Genomic DNA, 20097 nt, shown 5'->3' on the forward strand with positions numbered 1-20097 from the left:
CTGCGGCGCGAGGTCTGGCCCTCCCTTTGCCTAAGGAAAGGTTATGAGCTTTAACTCCCGCAACTTTACGCAGGGCGGGCAGGTTGCGTTTATGCGCCTGAGAATGTTCCTGCAAATAAACAACATAATTTCGTTTTATATGATTATGTCATTCATGATCATCACCGGTGCGACATTATTTATTCGCATGAGCACGCAGAACATCATGAATGGGCTGATGTATTGGTATGCCACCACAATAGCCCCATTCCAAAAGCACATTGTTAATCCGACGATTTATCATCTGGACTATTACGGCAAGAAACTTAATTACACGGCAATGCAAATCATCAGTGATTCCTATACCTCGTATTGCGGGCAACTGCTCAAACAGGAAATCATTATTTCCGCGCTGATATCGCTGGTTCTCGTTTTTATCGGTACAGGCATTTTCTTCTGGTATCTGGGCCATCTGGGTAAAAAGCAGAGTGAAGATGAAATCACCGGCGGTCGCGTATTAAATACCGACCCGAAAGCCGTCGCCAGAATGATGAAAAGCCGCGGTCAAGCATCCAATATTAAGGTCGACCATCTGCCGATCAAGAAAGACAGTGAAATTCAAAACTTCGGCATGCACGGCACTGTAGGTTCCGGGAAGTCCACGCTGATGCGTAAGTTCCTGACCTATCTGCGTGAGCGCGGCGACCTGGTCATTATCTATGATAAAGGCTGTACCTTCGTTGAGGAATATTACGACGAAACCAAAGACAAACTGCTGAATCCGCAGGACGAGCGCTGCGCTAACTGGGACATGTGGGGTGAATGCCCGACGCTGCCGTCGCTGGAAACCATCTCCACCTCGCTTATCCCGATGGGGGCATCGGAAGACCCGTTTTGGCAGGGATCTGCGCGCACTATCTTCTCAGAAGCCGCGCACCGCATGCGCAAAGACCCGGAGCTGAGCTACAACAAATTCCTGCGTACCTTGCTGGCCATCAAGCTCGACAAGCTGCGCGAATTTCTCGCCGGCACGCCGGCGGCAACTCTGGTGGACGGGAAAATCGAGAAAACGGCCATCTCTATCCGCAGCGTGCTGACCAACTACGTGAAGGCCATGCGTTATCTGCAGGGCATCGACCGCAGCGGTAAACCCAAATTCACCATCCGCGAGTGGATGCAGGGCACGAAGGTTGGCGCCAAAAACCCGTGGCTGTTCATCACCTCGAACCAGCAGCATCACGAATCCCTCAAGCCTGTTATCTCCATGTGGTTGAGCATTGCCGCCGACAGCCTGCTGTCGATGGGCGAGAACCGCCACCGGCGCGTCTGGTTTTTCTACGACGAGCTGCCGTCGCTGCACAAGCTGCCGGGATTGCCCTTCATTATCGCTGAGGCACGTAAATTCGGTGGCTGCTTCCTGCTGGGCTTCCAGTCCTATCCGCAGCTCGAAGAAATCTACGGCAACAAGTCTGCTGAAGCCATGTTCGACCTGCTAAACACCAAATATTTCTTCCGTTCGCCGAGCGCACTGGTGTCCAAATTCGTCGCCGAAGACATCGGCGAAACGGTACGCAAAAGGTTCAGCGAGCAAACCAGTTTTGGTAATGAGTCGGTGCGTGACGGTATCTCCTTCGGTAAGGAGGAGGAGCGTATCAATATCGTCAGCCATACCGACGTGCAGAAGCTGGAAGACCTGGAGTGCTTCGTCACGCTACCGGGCGATTATCCGGTGGTGAAAATGGCCTTGCAGTACCAGAAACTGCTGAAAGTGGCTGAAGCCATTCTGGAACGCGACGTCGAATCCAGCCTTGACCCGGAGATAGAAGAAGACCTCGAAAGGCGTGGGGCAGAAGAAAGCATGATGGATGCGTTGTTCCGCGAAGACACGCCGGTCGAAACACCGCCAGCAGCTGCAGCTTCATCTGTGCTAGCAGCTCCGGTTGTGGCTGCTGCCGGTGGTCCGGTAATGGCACCTGTTTTGCCTGCTCCCGCCAACAATGTGGCGAACTCAGTCGAGGCTAAACCTGACACCACTGCCGTTGCCGCAGCGGCTGCGGTGGCGGCAGAAGCGGCAACCACCGGCGGCCGTGATGAAGAAATCGATATTGAGCTTCCCCCCGGCATGAACGAAGACGGCGAAATCGTTGACTATGACGCCTATGAGCAGTACGCCGCCCAGACTGAAACGCAGGATGCCACCCGTCGTGAAGAGGTGAATATCAATCACGCCATTCATAACCGGGACAAGGACGATGACGGAGGCTACTTATTATGATGTCTGTTAGCCCGATTGCCGGCGACGCCGGCTATTACGCCAGCCAGGATAACTATTACGTGCTGGGCAGTCTGGAGTCCCGCTGGGAAGGAAAAGGGGCAGAAGCCCTCGGATTGTCCGGCCATGTCATCGACGCTGAGTTGAACGCGATGCGCAAAGGCGTTCTGCCGGATGGCACCCTGCTGTCGCGCGTTGAAAACGGTAAAGAGACGCACCGTCCCGGCTATGACCTGACGTTTTCGGCGCCTAAAAGTGTGTCGATGATGGCTCTCATCGGCGGCGACCGGCGGTTTATTGACGCGCACAACCGCGCGGTTGATACCGTGATGAAGGAGGTTGAAGCGCTGGCCAGCGCGCGCATTACCGAAGGTGGTCAGACGCAGACCGTGCTGACCGGCAATATTGTTGCCGCGCTCTATAACCACGATACCTCCCGCGACTTAGACCCGCAGCTACACACCCACGCGCTGGTGTTTAACGCCACCGAAGCCGACGGGAAATGGCGGGCGCTGGCCAGCGACACCAAAATGAAAACCGGCTTTTCCGAGACGATGTATGCCAATCAGGTAGCCCTGGGAAACATCTACCGTCACGCCCTGCGTCAGGATATAGAAAGCATGGGTTTTGACACTGTTAATACCGGTAAAAACGGGCTGTGGGAGATTAAGGATGTGCCCGTTGAGCCGTTCTCGCAGCGCAGCCAGGCCATTAATGCCGCCGCTGGGGAAGGTGCCTCGCTTAAATCACGAGATATTGCCGCACTGGATACCCGTAAAGCCAAGGTCGCATCAGATCCGGTTGTTCTGGTAGCGCAATGGAATCAAAGGCTGAAAGAAACCGGCTTTAACCTGCCGGACTTTGTCGGGCGGGCGAAAGCGCGCGAGCTCCGAGGGACGGAGACCCCTGAACCTGCAGCAAGTGCGGTGGACATGGCCGGCGCCATCAGCACAGCCATTTCCACGCTCAGTGAGAATAAAGTGCAGTTTACCTACTCCGAACTGCTGGCTAAAACCGCTTCGCAATTACCCGCCGAACCCGGCCTGTTTGCGCAGGTGCGTGAGGGCATAGATACCGCCATTGAACATCAGCGCCTTATCCCTCTGGATAAGGAGAAGGGCATTTTCACCTCTGATGTCCATCTGCTCAACGAGCTCAGTGTGCATCAGTTGGCCAAAACCGCGATGCAGGAAAATCGCGTGCTGTCTTTCCCCGACCGCGCTGTCGAACGTCCGCGGTCGTACGGCGACGCCTATTCCGTTTTATCTCAGGACAATGCACCGGTGGCTATTCTCTCCGGGCGCGGCGGTGCAGCGCAGCTACGTGAGCGCATTGCTGATGCGGCAATCATGGCGGGTGAGAAAGGACGCGATATCACCATCATTGCCGCGGATAACCGCGGCCGGGACTACCTGTCACAGGAGCCGCTGCTGACCGGCAAGGTGATGTCCCGCAGCGCGCTGACGGCAGACCTGACGCTGCCCCCGCAAAGCACAGTGGTTATCGCCCAGGCAGAAAAACTCTCCCTCAAAGAGACGCTGCTGATTCTGGAAAAAGGCCAGCAGCAGGGCGTACAGATGCTGTTTATCGACTCGGAAAACCGCACCGGTACTGGCAATGCGCTGTCGGTGCTGAAAGACGCCGGCGTGCCGCAGTACAAGTCTTATGACAGTCAGAAAATCCCCACCACTGTGGTGAGCGAAGGCGATAAACGCCAGCGGTATGACCTCCTGGCTCATGACTATGCTGCGCTCAAAGCCGGAGGTCAGCCGGTGGTGGCACAGGCCAGCGGGCCGCGCGAACAGACGTTGCTCAATACGGCTATCCGGACAGAATTGCAGGCAACGGGCCAGCTGGGGAAAGACGAACGCCAGGTTTCCGTTATCCATCCGGTCTGGCTCGACGGCAAAACCCGCAATCAGCGCGACAGCTACCGCGCGGGTATGGTGATGGAGCAGTGGGATAGGGAAACGAAAACGATGTCCCGCTACAGCATTGACCGCGTCGCTGAAAGTACCAATACCCTGCGGCTGGTCTCTGAGACGGGTGATGTGCGCGTTGAGAAAATCAGCGGACTCGACAGCAGCTGGAGTGCCTATACGAATAAAACGCTACCGGTCGCCACTGGCGAACCGCTAATGGCCGTCGGCCGCGAGCTGGAAGGCAAAATTAAAGCGCGGGATGGCCTGATAGTCACCGGTTTTGTGGGCGGCGGCGTCGTAGTCAGTAAAGGGGATACATCGCTGGTTCTGGACACCTCACGCGCCCTGAAGCTGGCTTCTCCGCTGGTGGAAGGGTTGGGTGCGAGCGTGGGCGACAACAAGACTGTGCTGGTCGCCGCCGGTTTGCGCGATATGAACGGCGCCGCACTCAACCAGGTTGTCCGCAGTGGAAATAAGGCCATGCTGTACACCGCGCTGCCGCAGGACAGGGCGGAGAAGCGTCTGTCCAGCCATCCCAACTTCAGGGTGGCCAGCGAGCAGGTGAAGGGGGTAGCCGGTGAGCTAAACCTCGATGCTGCCATGCTGAAAAACCGCGACGCGCTGCGCACGCCGGTGGCGCAGTCGGTCGCGCTGGGTCTGAGCCGGGCACAGTCTCAAAGTATCGCCTTCAGCAAGGTCAACCTGATTTCTGCCTCCCTTGGCTGGTCGCCGGACGTCACGGTGTCTCAGGTCGACGCTGAAGTCGACCGGCAGGTTAAAAACGGTGACCTGATCGCTCTGTCACCGGTCACCGGTGCCGGCAGCGGCCTGATTGTGCCGCGCGTCACCTATGAGATGGAGAAATCCATCATCCGCACCGTCGCGGAGGGCAAAAATGCCGTCGCACCGCTGATGGAAAGGGTGCCAGAAAAACACCTCGCCGGGCTGACCGGCGGTCAGCAGGCCGCCACCAAACTTATCCTAGAAAGTCCCGACCGCTTTGTGGCCATTCAGGGCTATGCCGGAACAGGGAAAACCACCCAGTTCAAGGCCGTCATGGCGGTACTCGATAGTCTGCCTGCGTCGCAGCGGCCGGGGGTTATTGGTCTGGCTCCGACGCACCGCGCCGTCCATGAAATGCAGTCGGTGGGTGTGCGCTCGCAGACGCTGTCGTCGTTTCTGAGCGAGGAGCGTCAGAAAGCCATGGCCGGTGAAAAGACCGACTACGGCAACACGCTGTTCCTGGTGGATGAGTCCTCAATGGTGGGCAACCGCGATATGGCGGAACTTTACCAGCGCGTGGCGGCCACCGGCGGCCGGGCCATCAGCAGCGGTGACGTTGCGCAGCTGCAGTCCATCGAACCCGGACAACCGTTCCGGTTAGTGCAGCAACGCAGTGCCATCGACACCGCCGTGATGCAGGACATTGTGCGTCAGACACCTGAGCTGCGGCCAGCTATCTACAGCATGATTGAAGGCAATCCGCGTGAGGCGCTGGAGAAGGTGGAGGCCGTCACGCCGGCGCAGATATTCCGTAAAACGGACGCCTGGGCGCCGTCGTCTTCAGTGATGGAAATTAAGTCAGCAAAAGAAGATGAAAAAGAAGCGGCAGTTCAGGGGAATGACCCTGCCGACGTCATTGACGCCATCACCCGTGACTTTGCCGGACGTACACCACAAACGCAGGCGCAGACGCTGGTGGTTGCCCACCTGAACGCCGACCGGCACGCCATCAACCGCCATATTCATGACGCCCTGCATAAAAACGGTGAGGTGGGAAAAAGTGAACTGACCCTGACCGTGCTTGAGCCGGCCCGGGTGCCGGACAAAGCCCTGCGAAGTGCGGCGGGATTTATTGACCATATCGGGCACGTTGCCGTGATGGATAACCGGCATATGACGGTGAGTGGCGTGGACACTGCACAGGGAATGGTGACCCTGACTGACGATACCGGCAAACCGACGGTGATATCAAACTTCGAAAACAGCACCCAGGACATCTCCCTTTATGTTCCGCGGGACATTACCGTCAGTCCCGGTGACCGCATGCGCTTTACCCGCAGCGATAACGAACGGGGCTATGTGGCCAACAGCCAGTGGCAGGTCAGCAGGCTGGAAAACAGCGGGCGTATCACCCTGAGCAGCGGCGAACAGAAAAGGGTGCTGGAGCCGGCCCGGTTGCCGGAAGATGGGCACATTGATCTGGCGTATGCGGTAACAGCGCACGGGGCGCAGGGTGCCAGTGAGCGGTATGTAATTACCCTTGAAGGGACTGAAGGTGGCCGTAAAAGGATGGCTACCCGCGAGGCCGGGTACGTGACACTGTCGCGTGCCAAAGAGCACGTTCAGGTTTACACCGACGACCGTGAAGGCTGGCTGAAACAGCTCGACCGGCAGTCAGAACGCCATTCGGCGCACGACCTGCTGCACCACGATACCGACCGCTCAGCGCTGGTGGCCGAAAAGCTGCTGTCCACCGGCACACCGCTGCAGGACACGCCCCTTGGCCGGAAACTGCTGCAAACCAGCGGCCTGGATGCGGGTGAGTCGATGGCAAAATTTATCGCCCCCGGAAAGAAATACCCCCAACCCCATATCGCATTGCCCGTCTGGGACAGCAACGGCCGGCGCGCCGGCATTTATCTCGATGAGGTGCGCTTTATGCCACAGGGCGGCGGTGCCTGGCTGAGCAATGAGCCCCGCATCATGGGCAGTGACGACGCGCGCTTTGCCGGCCTGCAGGCCAGCCGCACCGGCGATACCCACGTGGCCGGGAGTATTCATGAAGGGCAGGTGTTAGCTCACCAATACCCGGACAGCGGCGTGCTGGTCCGGCTTAGCGGAGAGGGCACCCCGCGCAACCTTCCACGGATCACGGGCACAACGCTGGCCATAGATGCGGAAACCCTGCGTCAGGCACTGCCGTCTGACGGTGAACCCCTGCCGTTTATCCCGATGCATGACGAGAAGCAACAGGCTGCGCTTGAGAAAGTGCTGCATGCCGCTGCCGCACGGCCAGAAGACGAGAAACTGCGTCTTGCCGCGGAAGCCGCGCGCGCCGGACTGGCGAAATCAGGACCTGAACCGGATGAGAAAACCCTGTCTGAAGCCGCAGGGAAGCGGGCAGATCTGGCGGATCTGACTGCGGATCCTGCTGTTATGCAGATCGCTGCGCAGGAACGGGCCGCAACCCGCTTGCAGCAAATGGAACGGGACATCGTCATCGAGAAGACGTTGGGCGAATAAAGGAGACAGGCAATGACCAAAATGGATTTTTTACTGCGCCTGAGGCGCTGTTCAAAGCTGGACACACTGGAGTTGGTGGTCAGTCACCAGCGGGAACGCATGTCCCGTGAGTGGGTGAATGAGTTTGAGCTGGCCGCCGATCACAGGCGCGCAGAAATCATCATGGGCAAGTTGTTTGACCGTGTACCCGGAACTGTCTGGCGGCTGCTGTCATGAAAGGCCTGACAGTGGTCCAAAACGCAGATCCGCGGTTTGAGGTATCTGAAGACAAACGCACGCTTCCTTTCAACCATAAGCTGATGAAGGCGGCTGAAGGGTTTACCTCGCGTTTTGAGTTTTCTATGCATGTTGCTTTTGCCCGGGCAAACGGCAAACGCCGTCGTATGCCACCGGACAGCCGCAAGCGGGCGATAGACGCCTTGTTGCAGGCAATGTGCTTTCACAATGATCCGCTGGAAAATCGCGTCAACGCAACGGTCACGACGATGGCCATCGAGTGCTCGCTGGCGACAGAGTCAGAAGCGGGTAACCTGTCTATTACGCGTGCCACCCGCGCGCTGCACTTCCTCGCCTTGCTTGGACTCATTACTTATGAGACCCAATTTTGTGACACGCTAGGGTGCAATTTCCCCGCAGATATCACTTTCACACCGGTGTTTTTTGATGCGCTTGGTATTTCAGCTCCGGCCGTAGCTGCAGCCCGGGAATCCCGCGTGGCCTGGAAAAACAAACAACGCGCTAAACAGGGGCATTCAAGGCTGCCGTTAGATGAGCTGATGTTTGCCGCCATGAAAGCCCGTCGTGACCGCTTCTATGACTATCATATGAAACGCAAACAACACGGGCATGCGCGGGTTCGTGCCAAACGTGATGCCAGCCGTCTTCGCGCCGAAATCGAGGCGCTGGTTAAACGTGAACTGACGCGGGAAATTGCGGAGCAGCGTTTCCCTGCGTCGAAAGACGCCGTGATGGCCGAAGTGGCGCGTAGGGTGAAACAAAGGATGATCCTCTCACGGGGACACCACACCCGGTTGGCTGCATAATCCCCCAATCTTACCCATTCGATACCCACCGAAGGACTTAAGGCGCCACCACGGTCGAATCTGGCAATAAATCTTCCTTCAGGCGCGCTCTTGGTAGCCAGATTCTCTCTCACAACGTTCCTTCTATCCCTGTTTTCACCCGCTGAACCTTTGGATTGGGGTTTACCTACACTGCATTCCGACTTATCCACCGTTAACTGCAAGAGGTTTGGCCGGATAGCGGCAAATAGCCGTGGCCCATACCTGCGTGTAGTCTTTTAAAGACCTTAAATATCTTTCTTTTAAAAAGAATACCTACTCACTGTTTGCCCTGTGGATTGAATCGGCATGGCAACCCATCAGGGGTCAGTTCATGAGGTGGAAGGGCAGAGCATATTAGTTACAACATTCAAATCAGTTGCTTTTGCTATGCCGTGCAAACCTGAAACTCCTACGCTGTCCCTTAACATCGCACCGTATACATCTGTAGCCCTGAGTAGGTCCTCAGGGGATACATCGTTGAGATAAAGAAAAAGTAGCACCCTCCACGTTGTTCCGGGCAAAGGTCAGAGTACAGCATTGACGAAACAGCAGTTTTCGCTGGCGTGGGTCTTTTACCCGGTCGGGCAACAGGCCCGGCCGGATAAAAGAATCAGGAACAGTGAATGTTGTAACTAGTTTTGCGGGAAGATTCTTTTGTCATTCGACCATTAAGCTTCTTCGTGGCGGAAAGTCGGCAGTATCGGCTTTCGCATGCTCAAGCCTCTTTAAAAGAGGCCTTGCAGGGCGGGGGCGGACTGGGGAATATACGGGTCACAGACCGGCTGAGCCGGGTTTACGGCAACGTTTGGCTACAGAGCTATGCGGAACAACAGTTGTCGCCTTTATGCCGCTATGCGGCATTAGGTTTGAAAACACCTCAAGAATTTCTAAAAATCTCCGATAATTATATTACTTTTTATAATCGATAGAGGATAAACGTATGTCTGTTCAAAACTTTGAATTTCATCTCGAAAATTCCCAGTTTTTATATGGTCGTATCGAAGATATTAATGGGGCCTTTTATATATCTTCGTCTCATATAACAGCAATAGAAACACCTCTTCCTAAAGTTGCATTGTTTAATATTCCTGTGCAGTCCCTACCATCAGCGATTTTTGCTTTTGAAGAGTTAATTAAGCATGTAGTTAATAATACTAAAAAAGATAATCTGCGACTAGTTAGGGATGTTGATCCTTGTGCGCACATCGACGTTCAGGAACAAAAAAACATACTGAATAAGTGTTACACGCCACGAGAAATCCCTGTGCAGCCTCATGTATAATGGAGTAATTCAGCATGTTTGCAAAAATAAAGAACGTACTTCAGTTTGATGGCTATAAATACATAGCTATAACTGGATTTTATAGAAAAGAAAATAGCCAATTGATTTACGGAGATAGAGAGTATGTTTTAAATTTAGCAGATGGCAGTAAAGTCAATCAAATTTTAAAAGAAGAAGATTGGAAAATTCTTGAAAAAGATGTTTTACAAATTTACTAATTTTATGAGAACTCATTAAATAATTAACAAACACTATTTGGACAGGTATTTAAAACTGTCCAAATATAAGGATTTACATTCTAAAATTTAAGTGATAGCTATTATTCATGCGTAGTGCTCATAAACATATCGTTAAATAAGTAACTCCATATCTTGAGGCTCATTGTCGATAAAACCATATACAATATGTATCTCATCTTAGCGTCACCAGATAGACTTTCTATTTTATCCTTTTGGTAAGGATATAGTGATGCATATGTATTTTTATCTAAGTCTATGTTATCCATTGCTTTTATTAACCTTTGTAAAGTCCCATCATCAATTGGCTCCACATTAATATTATGCGCAAGTTTATTCCTAATGCTATTTAATAAAGTTACAGCTTTAAAAATTTCCTCAGGTAATCCTATGTTTTTAGCAAATGTAATCTTGGAATTAGTTGTAAAATTCGCTCCAGAGAAAATTGAAATTCCTTTTGCAAATTTATGGTTTACCCAATTTTCTATTAAATATTCATTATAGAGATGATAAGTTATAACTTGTACTAAAACAGGACTAGAAAAGTTAATAGCGTCCAATGCTTTTGGCCGCTTTGATTCTTTGAGGAAAGCAGCAAATCTTTCATACTCCGCAGAACTACCATATCGCAAATTCATAAAAATATTATCCTTTTTGCTATAGTTTTTCGATGAGAGTTACATTTTACATCATAATTTTTATTTTTATATAGCTATTCGTAAAAAATGACCTAATTAAACAATAATTCTTATTTTAATTCTGTTTTATTAATTCAAACTACAACAGGATTTTATGGATTGTTTCTTTGAGAGAATATCCACATCCGTTTGAGATTTTTTTCAAATAGCAAACGCTCTGAGAAAAGCAGAAACTATTCCTAATACAAGAAGATGCCCGCAGTACAACCAGTAAAAAGTTTGCCGCGGTAAGAAGCGTTTCCCTGTTGCTTTCGCGCTATCAGTTAAAGTGAGCATGAATAGCGGTAAAAACAGCGTGGGTAAAATGGTGAGAACGACCACTTCAATTATTGGCGCAGTCATCAATGAAGCAGCATTTAAACTGATCAATGATAAAACCCAAAGTAATAGAACTACCTTGTCTGGTGTGATGCTGGCTAACATCAGAACTGAGATCAACACAAAGCCAATACCCCCTAACCCATAACTGGCCAGTGAGAGTGGCCACGCGAAAATGGCGATAAGCAGAATGCTTTTTATCCAGCAATACCGCGTCCTGGGGTAGATCCATGCGACCAGTTGGCTGCACGACAAACAAAATGTTCAACGCGTACCAGGGCTGATGGTCATAAAAGGGGGCAATTTGGATATAGGAAAATTTTGTACGGTAAGCCTGTTATGTGAACAGGCTACGTTGTCGCAGCAGGGTGTATTCCCGCGCTGTACAGCATTTTGGGGTCCGCATGGAAAACGTAAAACATCCTACATTAAGTCTGTTTTTTAAGAAGCCATGACCGGCAGCTTTGAGCGACAAGCGGAAGTTAAATGGTTAGACGTTAGCATCGACTTACACAGGTCTAACCCAATGCGGCAGCTTAATATTTGTAAGATACTCTTCCTCAACAACAAACGCCAGGCTGTAACGAGCGCGGGTAATGGCCACGTACAGCTTGTTTCTAGACTCCTCCGTTTTATCTTTATCGAACACGCTGAGGTCGCCACCTAGATACTTGAGATGTTTCTCCGGTGAAATAATCAGTACGCGGTCAAAACCGAGACCTTTACTGGAGCCGAAGGTGTGGCAGGTGAGATCTGGTGGCAAATAGCCTTTTCCCATGGGCGATGACCATCGCAAAACTTGAGGTTTGAACATATCGAGATAATCGTTCACCTGAGATGGTTTGATCAGGAAAGCACCGCAGTGATGGGCCATCTCAGCAGGAACTTTTCCCACCTCTGATCGCGTTTGTTCATAAATACCGGGATGAATGGTATCCGAGAGATCGCAGATTTCCTGGATACATCTGCGATTCTTCGCCAGTGAGAACGGACTAAAATTGAGGTCTTTGAAGTATTGAATCTTTTGTTCAGGTGTTTCCGGTGCCTTATGGCCGAACGTGGTCGTGTAAATAGTTTGACGAAAATCGCCTACACAGCAAATAGAGTCATGCATTGCCTTACTGAGTGCTTTGATAACGTCAAAATCCCATCCAACCAAATCCTGAACCTCATCGAAAAAGATCCTCTGATAAATCTCTTTCAATCTGTTAGCGGGGGCATTCATTGTTGAAGCGGAGATTCTTGTTGCCAGCTTAGCCAGCAGTCCAGTGTAAGCTTTGGTTTTGCATGGCGTCAGATAATGAAGAGGATTCAGCGCACCATTAATTTTTTCCCCTCTTTTGGGATACCATTTCCTCGTACCTGGTATCAGGTGAGGGTTATGCTCGGTGAACATTGTAGAAGTAATTCGATCTGGAAACATGGCCGTTTGATAAGGTCTTACTAAGTCTTCCATGTAAAATGAAAACAGGCCTTTCACAACAAAATCATCGCTGTGTTTGCCGTATAATTCCACAAAGCGAGAACGAAGCTCTGCTTGGTTGTTCATGGTGTAGGTGACGACCAATACGCGTCCACCCGCCTTTATGACTTCAATGGCATCCTCAATGACTTTTTGGGTTTTTCCTGATCCTGCACCGGCAATCCAGAATTCATTATGCAAAGTCGAACACCTCATCGAGGAAAGGTGGATACCTGAAATCCAGGGTGCCATCGAACAACTTGATAGCTGAATCGACCTTGCGGGCGCCCTTACCGTTTCCCTGGACGCTTCGGAACCAGTCGATCAGAAAGTCGCGTCGCTTATCTAAGTCGACTACTTTATCGTAGAGGTTAAACGTCTGTGTCGATAACACCTCTTTGGCGAAAGCGTCCAGCGTAACAAAGCCGGTGGCATTGGCATATATCATCGCGGGTTCAAGCGAAAACTCCTCATTTTTGGCAGAGGAAATAAGTTTGATATTGGGGTAGGCCGCATAATCGACACGCGCTTTGACGACGTTTTCATCATAGTCGCCATCGTTATCTCTGAGGACGTTTATCCGGGTACCAATTTCCATACCCACGGATATGAACGTATCAAACCCAACTCCGCGCACGACGATGATATCAATACCATCCTGCTCTGGCAGGCGGTTGTACTTGCGGTGGTAAATCTTCTTCAGTACTAACTCGTCTGACGGCCCCTCGACAAGGATGACTTTGTGCGACAGTGCCACGCGCAATGTGTCATAGCCAGGTAAGCGCTTTAAGGTTTTGACCACTGTAGGGGCAAGCTTATGCAGACGTTTGTATCCCGACTGGACCAGGCAGATTTTATCAATGCTCAGCTTGTTGAGCACATACGAGCTATGAGTGGTAAGGAAGAGTTGTTTGTCGCCCCGCTGATTTTCAATGTAGTGAACCAGCTTATTGAGGTTAGTGTGAGAAAGGTGATTTTCGGGCTCCTCCATCATCACCAAATCGATATCCTTCGACTTGTTCTGAATCGCGAGCTTGATCTGCACATTACTCTGCTCACCCTTGCCAATGAACTGGAAAGGGACATCATCCACTTCAAGTTGAAGGCTGGTCTGAATAGATCCCGCAGGTAAAGTGCTTGCGGCAATGGACAGTTTTTTTTCTGTGATCAAGTGGTCCGTATCCAGGCCGGTGTTGACTGTCCTGACCTCACCTGAGTTGTTAAAAACCTGCTGATTCTCACGATAATTGAGGGTCAGCTTAACCAGTTCCTCTTTCTTTAAAGCGGTATTCAGTATGGTCGAGATGTACTGATTCTTACCCAGAGTGGGGTGGATACGAGTTGGGTCGATGCATAACGCCCTGAATTTCTTCGCTACGGCTTTAATAGAATTCCATCCGAAATCCAGCCATTCCAGCTTGTAGAATTCGATCGGGATACTCGTAATGTGCGGGTTTGTCAGTAAGTGGTCGGCGTAAACGTCCTTGAGCGTGTCATCAAAGTGCACCAGCACCGCGATCCCTTGAGCATCGGCTTTAAGGAAATTATTAGTACCCCGGTATTCAGGCACTCCCTCGATGAATGCCTCTATCGCCAAGACAGGCAGGTGCGTGGCCGATTTGTCAGAAGCCAAAAAATGCTGCACTGCATCCTTATTAAAAATGTCTGGCGTAAACTCGTTGTTGAAGGGGCGGCCCCGATAGTTGTAATTCAGTACGATTTCCAGGGCTTCCAGAATCGTACTTTTACCGGCGTTGTTATCACCTACAAAGATATTTACGTCATCGTTGAACTCAAAATGTTCATCTTTGAATTTCTTGAAATTGGTAAGCTTAATCGATTTAACGCGCACTTTAACTCCCTCAAGATACTGTCAAATAATACCCCTTAAAGACATTAACTCGCCGATACACCTGTGTCCACATGCAGGCTCGATGTCACCTTAAATCCTGCAGGCACTGAAGTAGTCGACATAAATAGGTCAAAATATAAGAGCTGTTCTTGGACAACTTATAAGTCTGCTCCTGGCACAAAGCGGACCGTCATACCTGCTTAAGTCACTGGCTTAGCGTAGGATATTTTCGTTTTCCAAGCGGCCTCCATTTTCAGGGGATTTGGCCTTAATCGGATAACCTAAATGCGATAAAGCTAGTGCGATAACATAAAAGCGGTATCCATTGACGCTAAATTAATCCCTTACATCTCTGATTTTCTTGAAAAAATGTGCTTAACGTACAAAATTTTCCGATCTCTAAACTGCCCCCAAAAAGTGTAGTCCTATGCTCATCAAAAGATAAAGTTTTGCAAAAAACGGTCGATAGTTATCTTTTAAAAGGAGATTTAATCATGATCATGAAAATGGCTTTATGTCTGGTTCCCCTGATTTTTCTAAGTATGTCAGCAAATGCCGATCAGACTTTAAGTCAGTGGCAATTTGTAAAAGGGTCAGATAGTGAAGACTTCCAAATCCTATGCCTAAATGACCAGAAGCAGACATTATATATTGGTAAAAACAATCAAAATAATGAATATCGTGTAGCACGCAATATCTTCTTCCAAACTCAGGCCAACAACACAACAATTCTTAGCTTCAAACGAGGATTTGTATCTGCTGACAAAGACATGACTTACATTCCGTCCGCGAATGAACGATGTGAAATCACTGAGCAATAAACCGTGATACTTCACCGCCGGTGAAAAATAGGGGGTCGGGAAACAAACGCTATTGTACGGAAAGTCTGCTTTTTGAACAGATCACCTATAGCAAGAAGGGGATAATTAGGCGCTACTTCCGCTTATCTGGCGTTTCTAGCTCATTAGATACCCTGAATGAGATATGGATAGGGGGGTAACTTAAAGCGACATTATCAACTAAATAAATCTCTTGACTGCATGTGCAAGTTTAAAAATGACCAAAGTGTACAATAATTTCCAATCTCCAAATTGACCTCCAGTGGACTTGTAACCAAATACAGAGAGGAAACAGTGAGAAAGCCACTACAAACATACGACCTGAATATTCCTGTTGACGACTATAAAATGAAAGCCGTCATGGAACGTGATAAGGCAAACTTTGAGTCTCCCAACATCTGGTTTTACGTAGGCGCTGATAGCCGAGATCCCGGCTTTGCGAAGGTAGGTATTACGATGGGAGATCTCAGATCCCGCTCATACAGCTCCGCAAATCCCAATTATTACCTGTTCTGCGCTTTTCAGTGCATTCAAGGTACATCGAAATCGCAGCTCGAAAGCATTGAACTTGGTGCTTTAACTCATCTTGATGCTGTGTTCCCGAACCATCGGACTCGTCACATGGAGTCGCAACGACTGTCAGAGTGTTATTACAATATTGATTTTGAATATTTTTTTTCCTGCCTTCACGACTACCTGCATGATAATCACTACAGTAATTTTCAGACTGCTGGTTTTGTGAATGAATTAGGTGATGATGACGGTTATGCGCTAGCATGGGAATTCAACCCTCTCTTGCCACCAGAGGTAAAAAGTCGCTTTAGAAGCTTGATTCTACGGTATTAAATTGCTGCTTCGAGTAGTGCTACAGTTTAACCTTCCCCGTCCGAGACGGATGGGCTTATTGTACATAAATAAAGGCCGCTTACGCGGCCATGAATTTATTTTTTACCGATTAGCTTAAGAGGAAAATATCCTTTTTGACCGTTATAGTAGCCGCTTTTTACTTCTACTAAAACATATCTAGTATTACCTTTATCTAGGATTTTAAAATTCGTCTCAACGTCAATGTTTTTTAAAAGCTCTCCTCTTTCTTTACCATTTTCCCAAAGAAACGTGCCATCACTTTTTGTGCATTCCATTATCAACCTCTTTAACTTATTATTTAAAAAATAAAAATTAATAATACCTAATTAAAATCACTCGGGTGGATGTTCAAAACAACGGGATACAATTTTATATTGATTCCCGGTAGTCTGAGTTGTTGAATGATCGTATTCTTCTGGGACGGTGAGGGTATAACTGTCGTCGCCTACATATGGGTTGTCAAAGTAAAATACAAAATCCCCAACTGTAGAGTTATAACTCACAGTACCCTCACAGCCGGTCATAAAGCCATTTGATTCTGATTGAAGTGTAACGTGCCCACCAGGAGGGATTACTTTAGGTGGGTTTTTAATCCATACGCCATGGTTCAATTCACACTGTGTTTGTGTCCAGGGATATTTTGTTGCATTGGTAATTGTCCAGGTAAGGCTTCTGCTAGCACCCATATAGTCCTCTCTTGGTTAGATTAAATATGATTAATTATCATATGGTTGGGCGTGAAAAAGTTAAATATCTCTAAAGTATCCTTCATGTGATACACAATATTAATCAGATATTTATCTTTTCAATGCGAAAATGAAATGATGAGTTCACCACATCTTTAACCAATCATAATATTTAATTCCTGATAAATGAATGGAGAATATGTCTATTGTATTGCTTTTACCAAGTCAAAATGACTTTCTGTCTGTTTCTTTGTCAGTTTACTCATTATAAAAAAAGAAGAAATTCTAATAATTGTTTTATTTTTTATTGATATTAGGAAATTCCCCGTCGTTAAAGGGAATTAGGTTAATGTGTAGTGGTCAACAAAAACTGGCCACAGCTTTAGAGTTTTTCCAGAACAATCGTTCTGATTCATTCGGCGTCAAACCGCCATTATATTGATGGGGTCTGAGCTGGCTGTAATATCCTGTGATGTATTTCGTTATTGCCGTGCTGGCTTCGCTAAAATTCGCGTAGCCATTATCCGGTACCCACTCTGTTTTCAGGCTTCTGAAGAACCGTTCCATTGGGCTGTTATCCCAGCAATTTCCCCGGCGACTCAGGCTTTGCTTTATCTGATATCTCCACAGTAACTGTCTGAAATTCCTGCTGGTATAGTGACTACCTTGATCCGAGTGATACAGTAAATTAGCCGGTTTTCCCCGTGCTTCCCAGGCCATCGACAGGGCTTTACCTGTCAGTGCGGAATCAGGGAAAAATGACATCGCCCAGCCAACCGGTTTTCGGGAAAATAAATCGAGTACAACAGCCAGATAAGCCCAGCGTTTTCCCGTCCAGATATAAGTCACATCACCGCACCAGGCCTGATTAGGCTCGGTAACAGCAAACTGGCGATCCAGATAATTAGGGATCTCAATGTGTTCCTTAGACGCCTTCTTGTAACGATGGCCAGGTTGCTGACAGCTGATAATATTGAGCGCTTTCATCAGCTTTGTTGCCCGCCAGCGGCTCAGTTTTATACCTTTGGTGGTGACCAGTGCGGCAATGCTTCGCGCTCCTGCTGAACCGTTACTTTCGCGATAAACTTCACGCACAAGGCTCAGTAATGCCACTCTCGTGGCGTCAGGCTTCCTGGGCTGCCGCCAGTATTTATAACTGCTGCGATGAACCCCAAACACGTTGCACACAACGGCAACAGGAAACCGCGCCCTGAGTTTCTCAACTAATGAGAATTGTTCAGGGAGTCTGACATCAAGAGCGCGGTAGCCTTTTTTAATATATCCCTTTCCATTTCAACGCGTTGAAGTCTTTTCTTCAACTCACGTATCTCAATCTGCTCAGGTGTCATGGGTGAAGCTATGGGTGATTTTCCCGCTCGCTCTTCTTTCAGTTGTCGAACCCATTTATCCATCGTGGATTTGCCGACATTCATCGCAGTGGCAGCGGCGGCAACGGTGCAGTGCTGATCGAGTACAAGCTGGGCAGCCTCGAGGCGAAACTCGGGGCTAAAATTGCGTCTGTTACGTCCTGTCATAATGTCACCTGTTTTGACTATGAGGTGATGATATCACCTCTATTCAGGTGGCCAAATTCACTATGCCACTACAAATACACTCTCGTTAATAACATAGATCAAGGATTGCCCACACACGATGTATCTGCTTTGCAGGGAAAAATGCTGGCCATTTTCATTCGTATGTCACGTGCTGTCCGTGTTCTTGAAATAGGCACGCTTGGGGGTTATAGCACCATATGGATGGCCAGGGCTCTCCCACCACATGGAAGAGTAACGACAATTGAATTTAACGAGCATCATGCCGAGGTTGCTCGCCAGAATATAAACAAAGCGGGGCTGGCTGAGCACGTTACGTTGCATATTGGGGCAGCACTTAATGTCTTACCCACACTTAAAGCCCCCTTTGACCTGATTTTTATCGATGCTGACAAAGTGAATAACCCACACTATCTTGAATGGGCTATCAAACTGTCGCAGCAAGGCACTGTTATCGTTGGGGATAACACTGTGCGCGGTGGCGGTGTAATAGACTCCTGTAGTGATGATCCGAACGTTAAAGGTCTGCGAGAATTTGTTCAGATGATTTCTGAGGATGAGCGACTTGAAGCTACAGCAGTACAGACTGTTGGTGAAAAAGGATGGGATGGTTTCGTCATGGCTATCGTTAAAGCCCGGTGATTATATTTTTCGCTAAGAAGTACGAACTCACCCCCATCTCTTAATCACAACTTCTCAAGGATTGTCAAAAGCTGTACTGCTTGAGTTATGGACAGAGCGTCAGCTTCTCGCTCTCAGCAGACATTCATCGTGACGTGGTTCTTGAGAGTTTTCTTCGGGCTTGCTGTTATATCCTGCCTATTCGTCTATCTGTGTAAGTGTATCCCTCAAGGTACATATGCCAAGTCTTTTTCAATCTGAGTATCTCAAGGGATACCTATCCTCATTTCTTACTGCTACTGGCAAAGAAGAGGTACCACTAGGCAAACCCACTCTCAAAACGAGACAGTTAATTATTAAGAGGGTCACTCGGAGAGTGTATTGACAATAGCTACACAACAATCTAATGTATAGCTGTTGTCAATACAGGAGCTATAAAAAATGCGTGACGCTGCGATTAATTTACGTGCTTTGCCGGAACAGCGTGATCTTATCGATCAAGCTGCCAGTTTATTGGGTAAAAACCGATCTGATTTTATGCTGGAAGTAGCTTGTGAGCGCGCACAGGCTATTCTGCTCGACCAGGTTTTTTTCCAGTTAGATACTGAAAAATTTCATGAATTCACAGCGATGCTTGATGCACCTCAAAAGACAAATCAGAGTCTGGAGCGCCTGATGGCAGTGAAATCACCTTGGGCATGAGTTTACAATTATCTGCCCCTGAGCCACTGACAACTGCACATATCCTTGATGCTTTTGGTTGTGGGGAATCAACGTTAGATGAATGGTTAAAAAGGCGCGCTCTGACAAACCATTTAAATGGTGCAAGTCGTACTTTTGTTGTCGCGACTAACGATAAAAGTGTTGTCGGTTATTACGCCCTTGCAGCCGGCGCTGTGTCCCACAGGGAAGCAACAGGGGCAGCTCGGCGTAATATGCCTGACCCAGTTCCGGTCATTGTATTGGGAAGATTGGCGGTCGACCTTCGCGCTCAGGGAATAAAGTTAGGAGCCTCATTGTTACAGGATGCTGTTCTTCGAGTTCACTCAATTGCTGAAAATACAGGGGTCAGAGCATTACTTGTACATGCACTTCATGAACCAGCTAAACAATTTTATGAACACTACGGTTTTACATCATCGCCAATTAATCCGATGACATTAATGCTTCGCCTTTAGTATTCACATCAACCTTGAAGCA

Annotated in this window: 16 protein-coding genes and 1 pseudogene; 11 read left to right on the forward strand and 6 right to left on the reverse strand. The window is 49.0% G+C overall.

What is annotated here, in order from left to right; all coding sequences use genetic code 11:
- Positions 1-43 precede the first annotated feature (43 nt).
- The 6 genes from traD (at position 44) to IV433_RS22165 (ending at position 9983) form a co-directional block, all read left to right on the forward strand.
- Complete coding sequence (traD, locus tag IV433_RS22140) at positions 44-2254, forward strand: type IV conjugative transfer system coupling protein TraD (protein ID WP_195815967.1); 2211 nt, start codon at positions 44-46, stop codon at positions 2252-2254.
- Complete coding sequence (gene traI / locus IV433_RS22145) at positions 2251-7419, forward strand: conjugative transfer relaxase/helicase TraI (protein WP_195815968.1); 5169 nt, start codon at positions 2251-2253, stop codon at positions 7417-7419. Before traD ends, traI begins: the two co-directional genes overlap by 4 nt.
- Before the next feature lie 12 nt (positions 7420-7431).
- Positions 7432-7635 carry an Hha/YmoA family nucleoid-associated regulatory protein gene (locus tag IV433_RS22150; protein ID WP_195815969.1) on the forward strand — a complete coding sequence of 68 codons (204 nt, stop codon included), beginning with the start codon at positions 7432-7434 and terminating at the stop codon, positions 7633-7635.
- On the forward strand, positions 7632-8462 hold the full coding sequence (gene repA / locus IV433_RS22155; protein WP_195815970.1) for a plasmid replication initiator RepA: 831 nt from the start codon (positions 7632-7634) through the stop codon (positions 8460-8462). Before IV433_RS22150 ends, repA begins: the two co-directional genes overlap by 4 nt.
- 961 nt (positions 8463-9423) lie before the next feature.
- Positions 9424-9765 carry a hypothetical protein gene (locus tag IV433_RS22160; protein WP_195815971.1) on the forward strand — a complete coding sequence of 114 codons (342 nt, stop codon included), beginning with the start codon at positions 9424-9426 and terminating at the stop codon, positions 9763-9765.
- Positions 9766-9779: 14 nt separating this feature from the next.
- Positions 9780-9983, forward strand: a complete 204-nt coding sequence (locus IV433_RS22165) for a hypothetical protein (protein WP_195815972.1) — start codon at positions 9780-9782, stop codon at positions 9981-9983.
- Between the two features lie 101 nt (positions 9984-10084).
- Here IV433_RS22165 and IV433_RS22170 read toward each other — a convergent pair whose 3' ends face one another.
- The 4 genes from IV433_RS22170 to IV433_RS26365 form a co-directional block, all read right to left on the reverse strand.
- Positions 10085-10639, reverse strand: a complete 555-nt coding sequence (locus IV433_RS22170) for a hypothetical protein (protein ID WP_195815973.1) — start codon at positions 10637-10639, stop codon at positions 10085-10087.
- A 201-nt stretch (positions 10640-10840) separates the two neighbouring features.
- Positions 10841-11272 (reverse strand): TraX family protein, encoded by a 432-nt coding sequence (locus IV433_RS22175; protein WP_195815974.1) that lies wholly within the window; start codon positions 11270-11272, stop codon positions 10841-10843.
- A gap of 253 nt (positions 11273-11525) precedes the next feature.
- Positions 11526-12680, reverse strand: a complete 1155-nt coding sequence (locus tag IV433_RS22180) for a UvrD-helicase domain-containing protein (protein WP_195815975.1) — start codon at positions 12678-12680, stop codon at positions 11526-11528.
- Entirely contained in the window at positions 12673-14331 is a 1659-nt protein-coding gene (locus tag IV433_RS26365) for an ATP-dependent nuclease (protein ID WP_195815976.1), read from the reverse strand. Before IV433_RS26365 ends, IV433_RS22180 begins: the two co-directional genes overlap by 8 nt.
- A 494-nt stretch (positions 14332-14825) precedes the next feature.
- Between IV433_RS26365 and IV433_RS22190 the strand changes: the two genes are divergently transcribed.
- Positions 14826-15152: a hypothetical protein gene (locus IV433_RS22190; protein ID WP_195815977.1), complete on the forward strand. Its 327-nt coding sequence runs from the start codon at positions 14826-14828 to the stop codon at positions 15150-15152.
- 378 nt (positions 15153-15530) lie between these two features.
- Entirely contained in the window at positions 15531-16016 is a 486-nt protein-coding gene (locus tag IV433_RS22195; RefSeq protein ID WP_229893644.1) for a hypothetical protein, read from the forward strand.
- Between the two features lie 95 nt (positions 16017-16111).
- Here IV433_RS22195 and IV433_RS22200 read toward each other — a convergent pair whose 3' ends face one another.
- The gene (locus IV433_RS22200; protein WP_195815979.1) at positions 16112-16312 is read right to left on the reverse strand and encodes a hypothetical protein; all 201 of its coding nucleotides are present in this window, start codon (positions 16310-16312) and stop codon (positions 16112-16114) included.
- 771 nt (positions 16313-17083) lie between these two features.
- Positions 17084-18258 (reverse strand): IS3 family transposase gene (locus tag IV433_RS22205; RefSeq protein WP_195815980.1). Its coding sequence is split into 2 segments (ribosomal slippage): positions 17084-18000 and positions 18000-18258, totalling 1176 coding nucleotides; the frame shifts between segments, so codons are not numbered across the junction.
- Between the two features lie 72 nt (positions 18259-18330).
- On the opposite strand from IV433_RS22205, the pseudogene IV433_RS22210 reads away from it, so the two are divergent.
- From IV433_RS22210 to IV433_RS22220, 3 genes and pseudogenes are all read left to right on the forward strand, one after another.
- A pseudogene (locus IV433_RS22210) lies at positions 18331-18918 on the forward strand (O-methyltransferase); the annotation flags it as partial.
- Positions 18919-19338: 420 nt separating this feature from the next.
- Positions 19339-19599, forward strand: coding sequence for a type II toxin-antitoxin system TacA family antitoxin (locus IV433_RS22215; protein ID WP_195815981.1), 261 nt, complete (start codon positions 19339-19341; stop codon positions 19597-19599).
- Positions 19596-20075 (forward strand): GNAT family N-acetyltransferase, encoded by a 480-nt coding sequence (locus IV433_RS22220; RefSeq protein WP_104925469.1) that lies wholly within the window; start codon positions 19596-19598, stop codon positions 20073-20075. The genes IV433_RS22215 and IV433_RS22220 overlap by 4 nt, the downstream gene beginning before the upstream one ends.
- Positions 20076-20097 lie beyond the last annotated feature (22 nt).

Source organism: Rahnella laticis (genome assembly GCF_015644585.1).
GTDB classification, from domain to species: domain Bacteria; phylum Pseudomonadota; class Gammaproteobacteria; order Enterobacterales; family Enterobacteriaceae; genus Rahnella; species Rahnella laticis.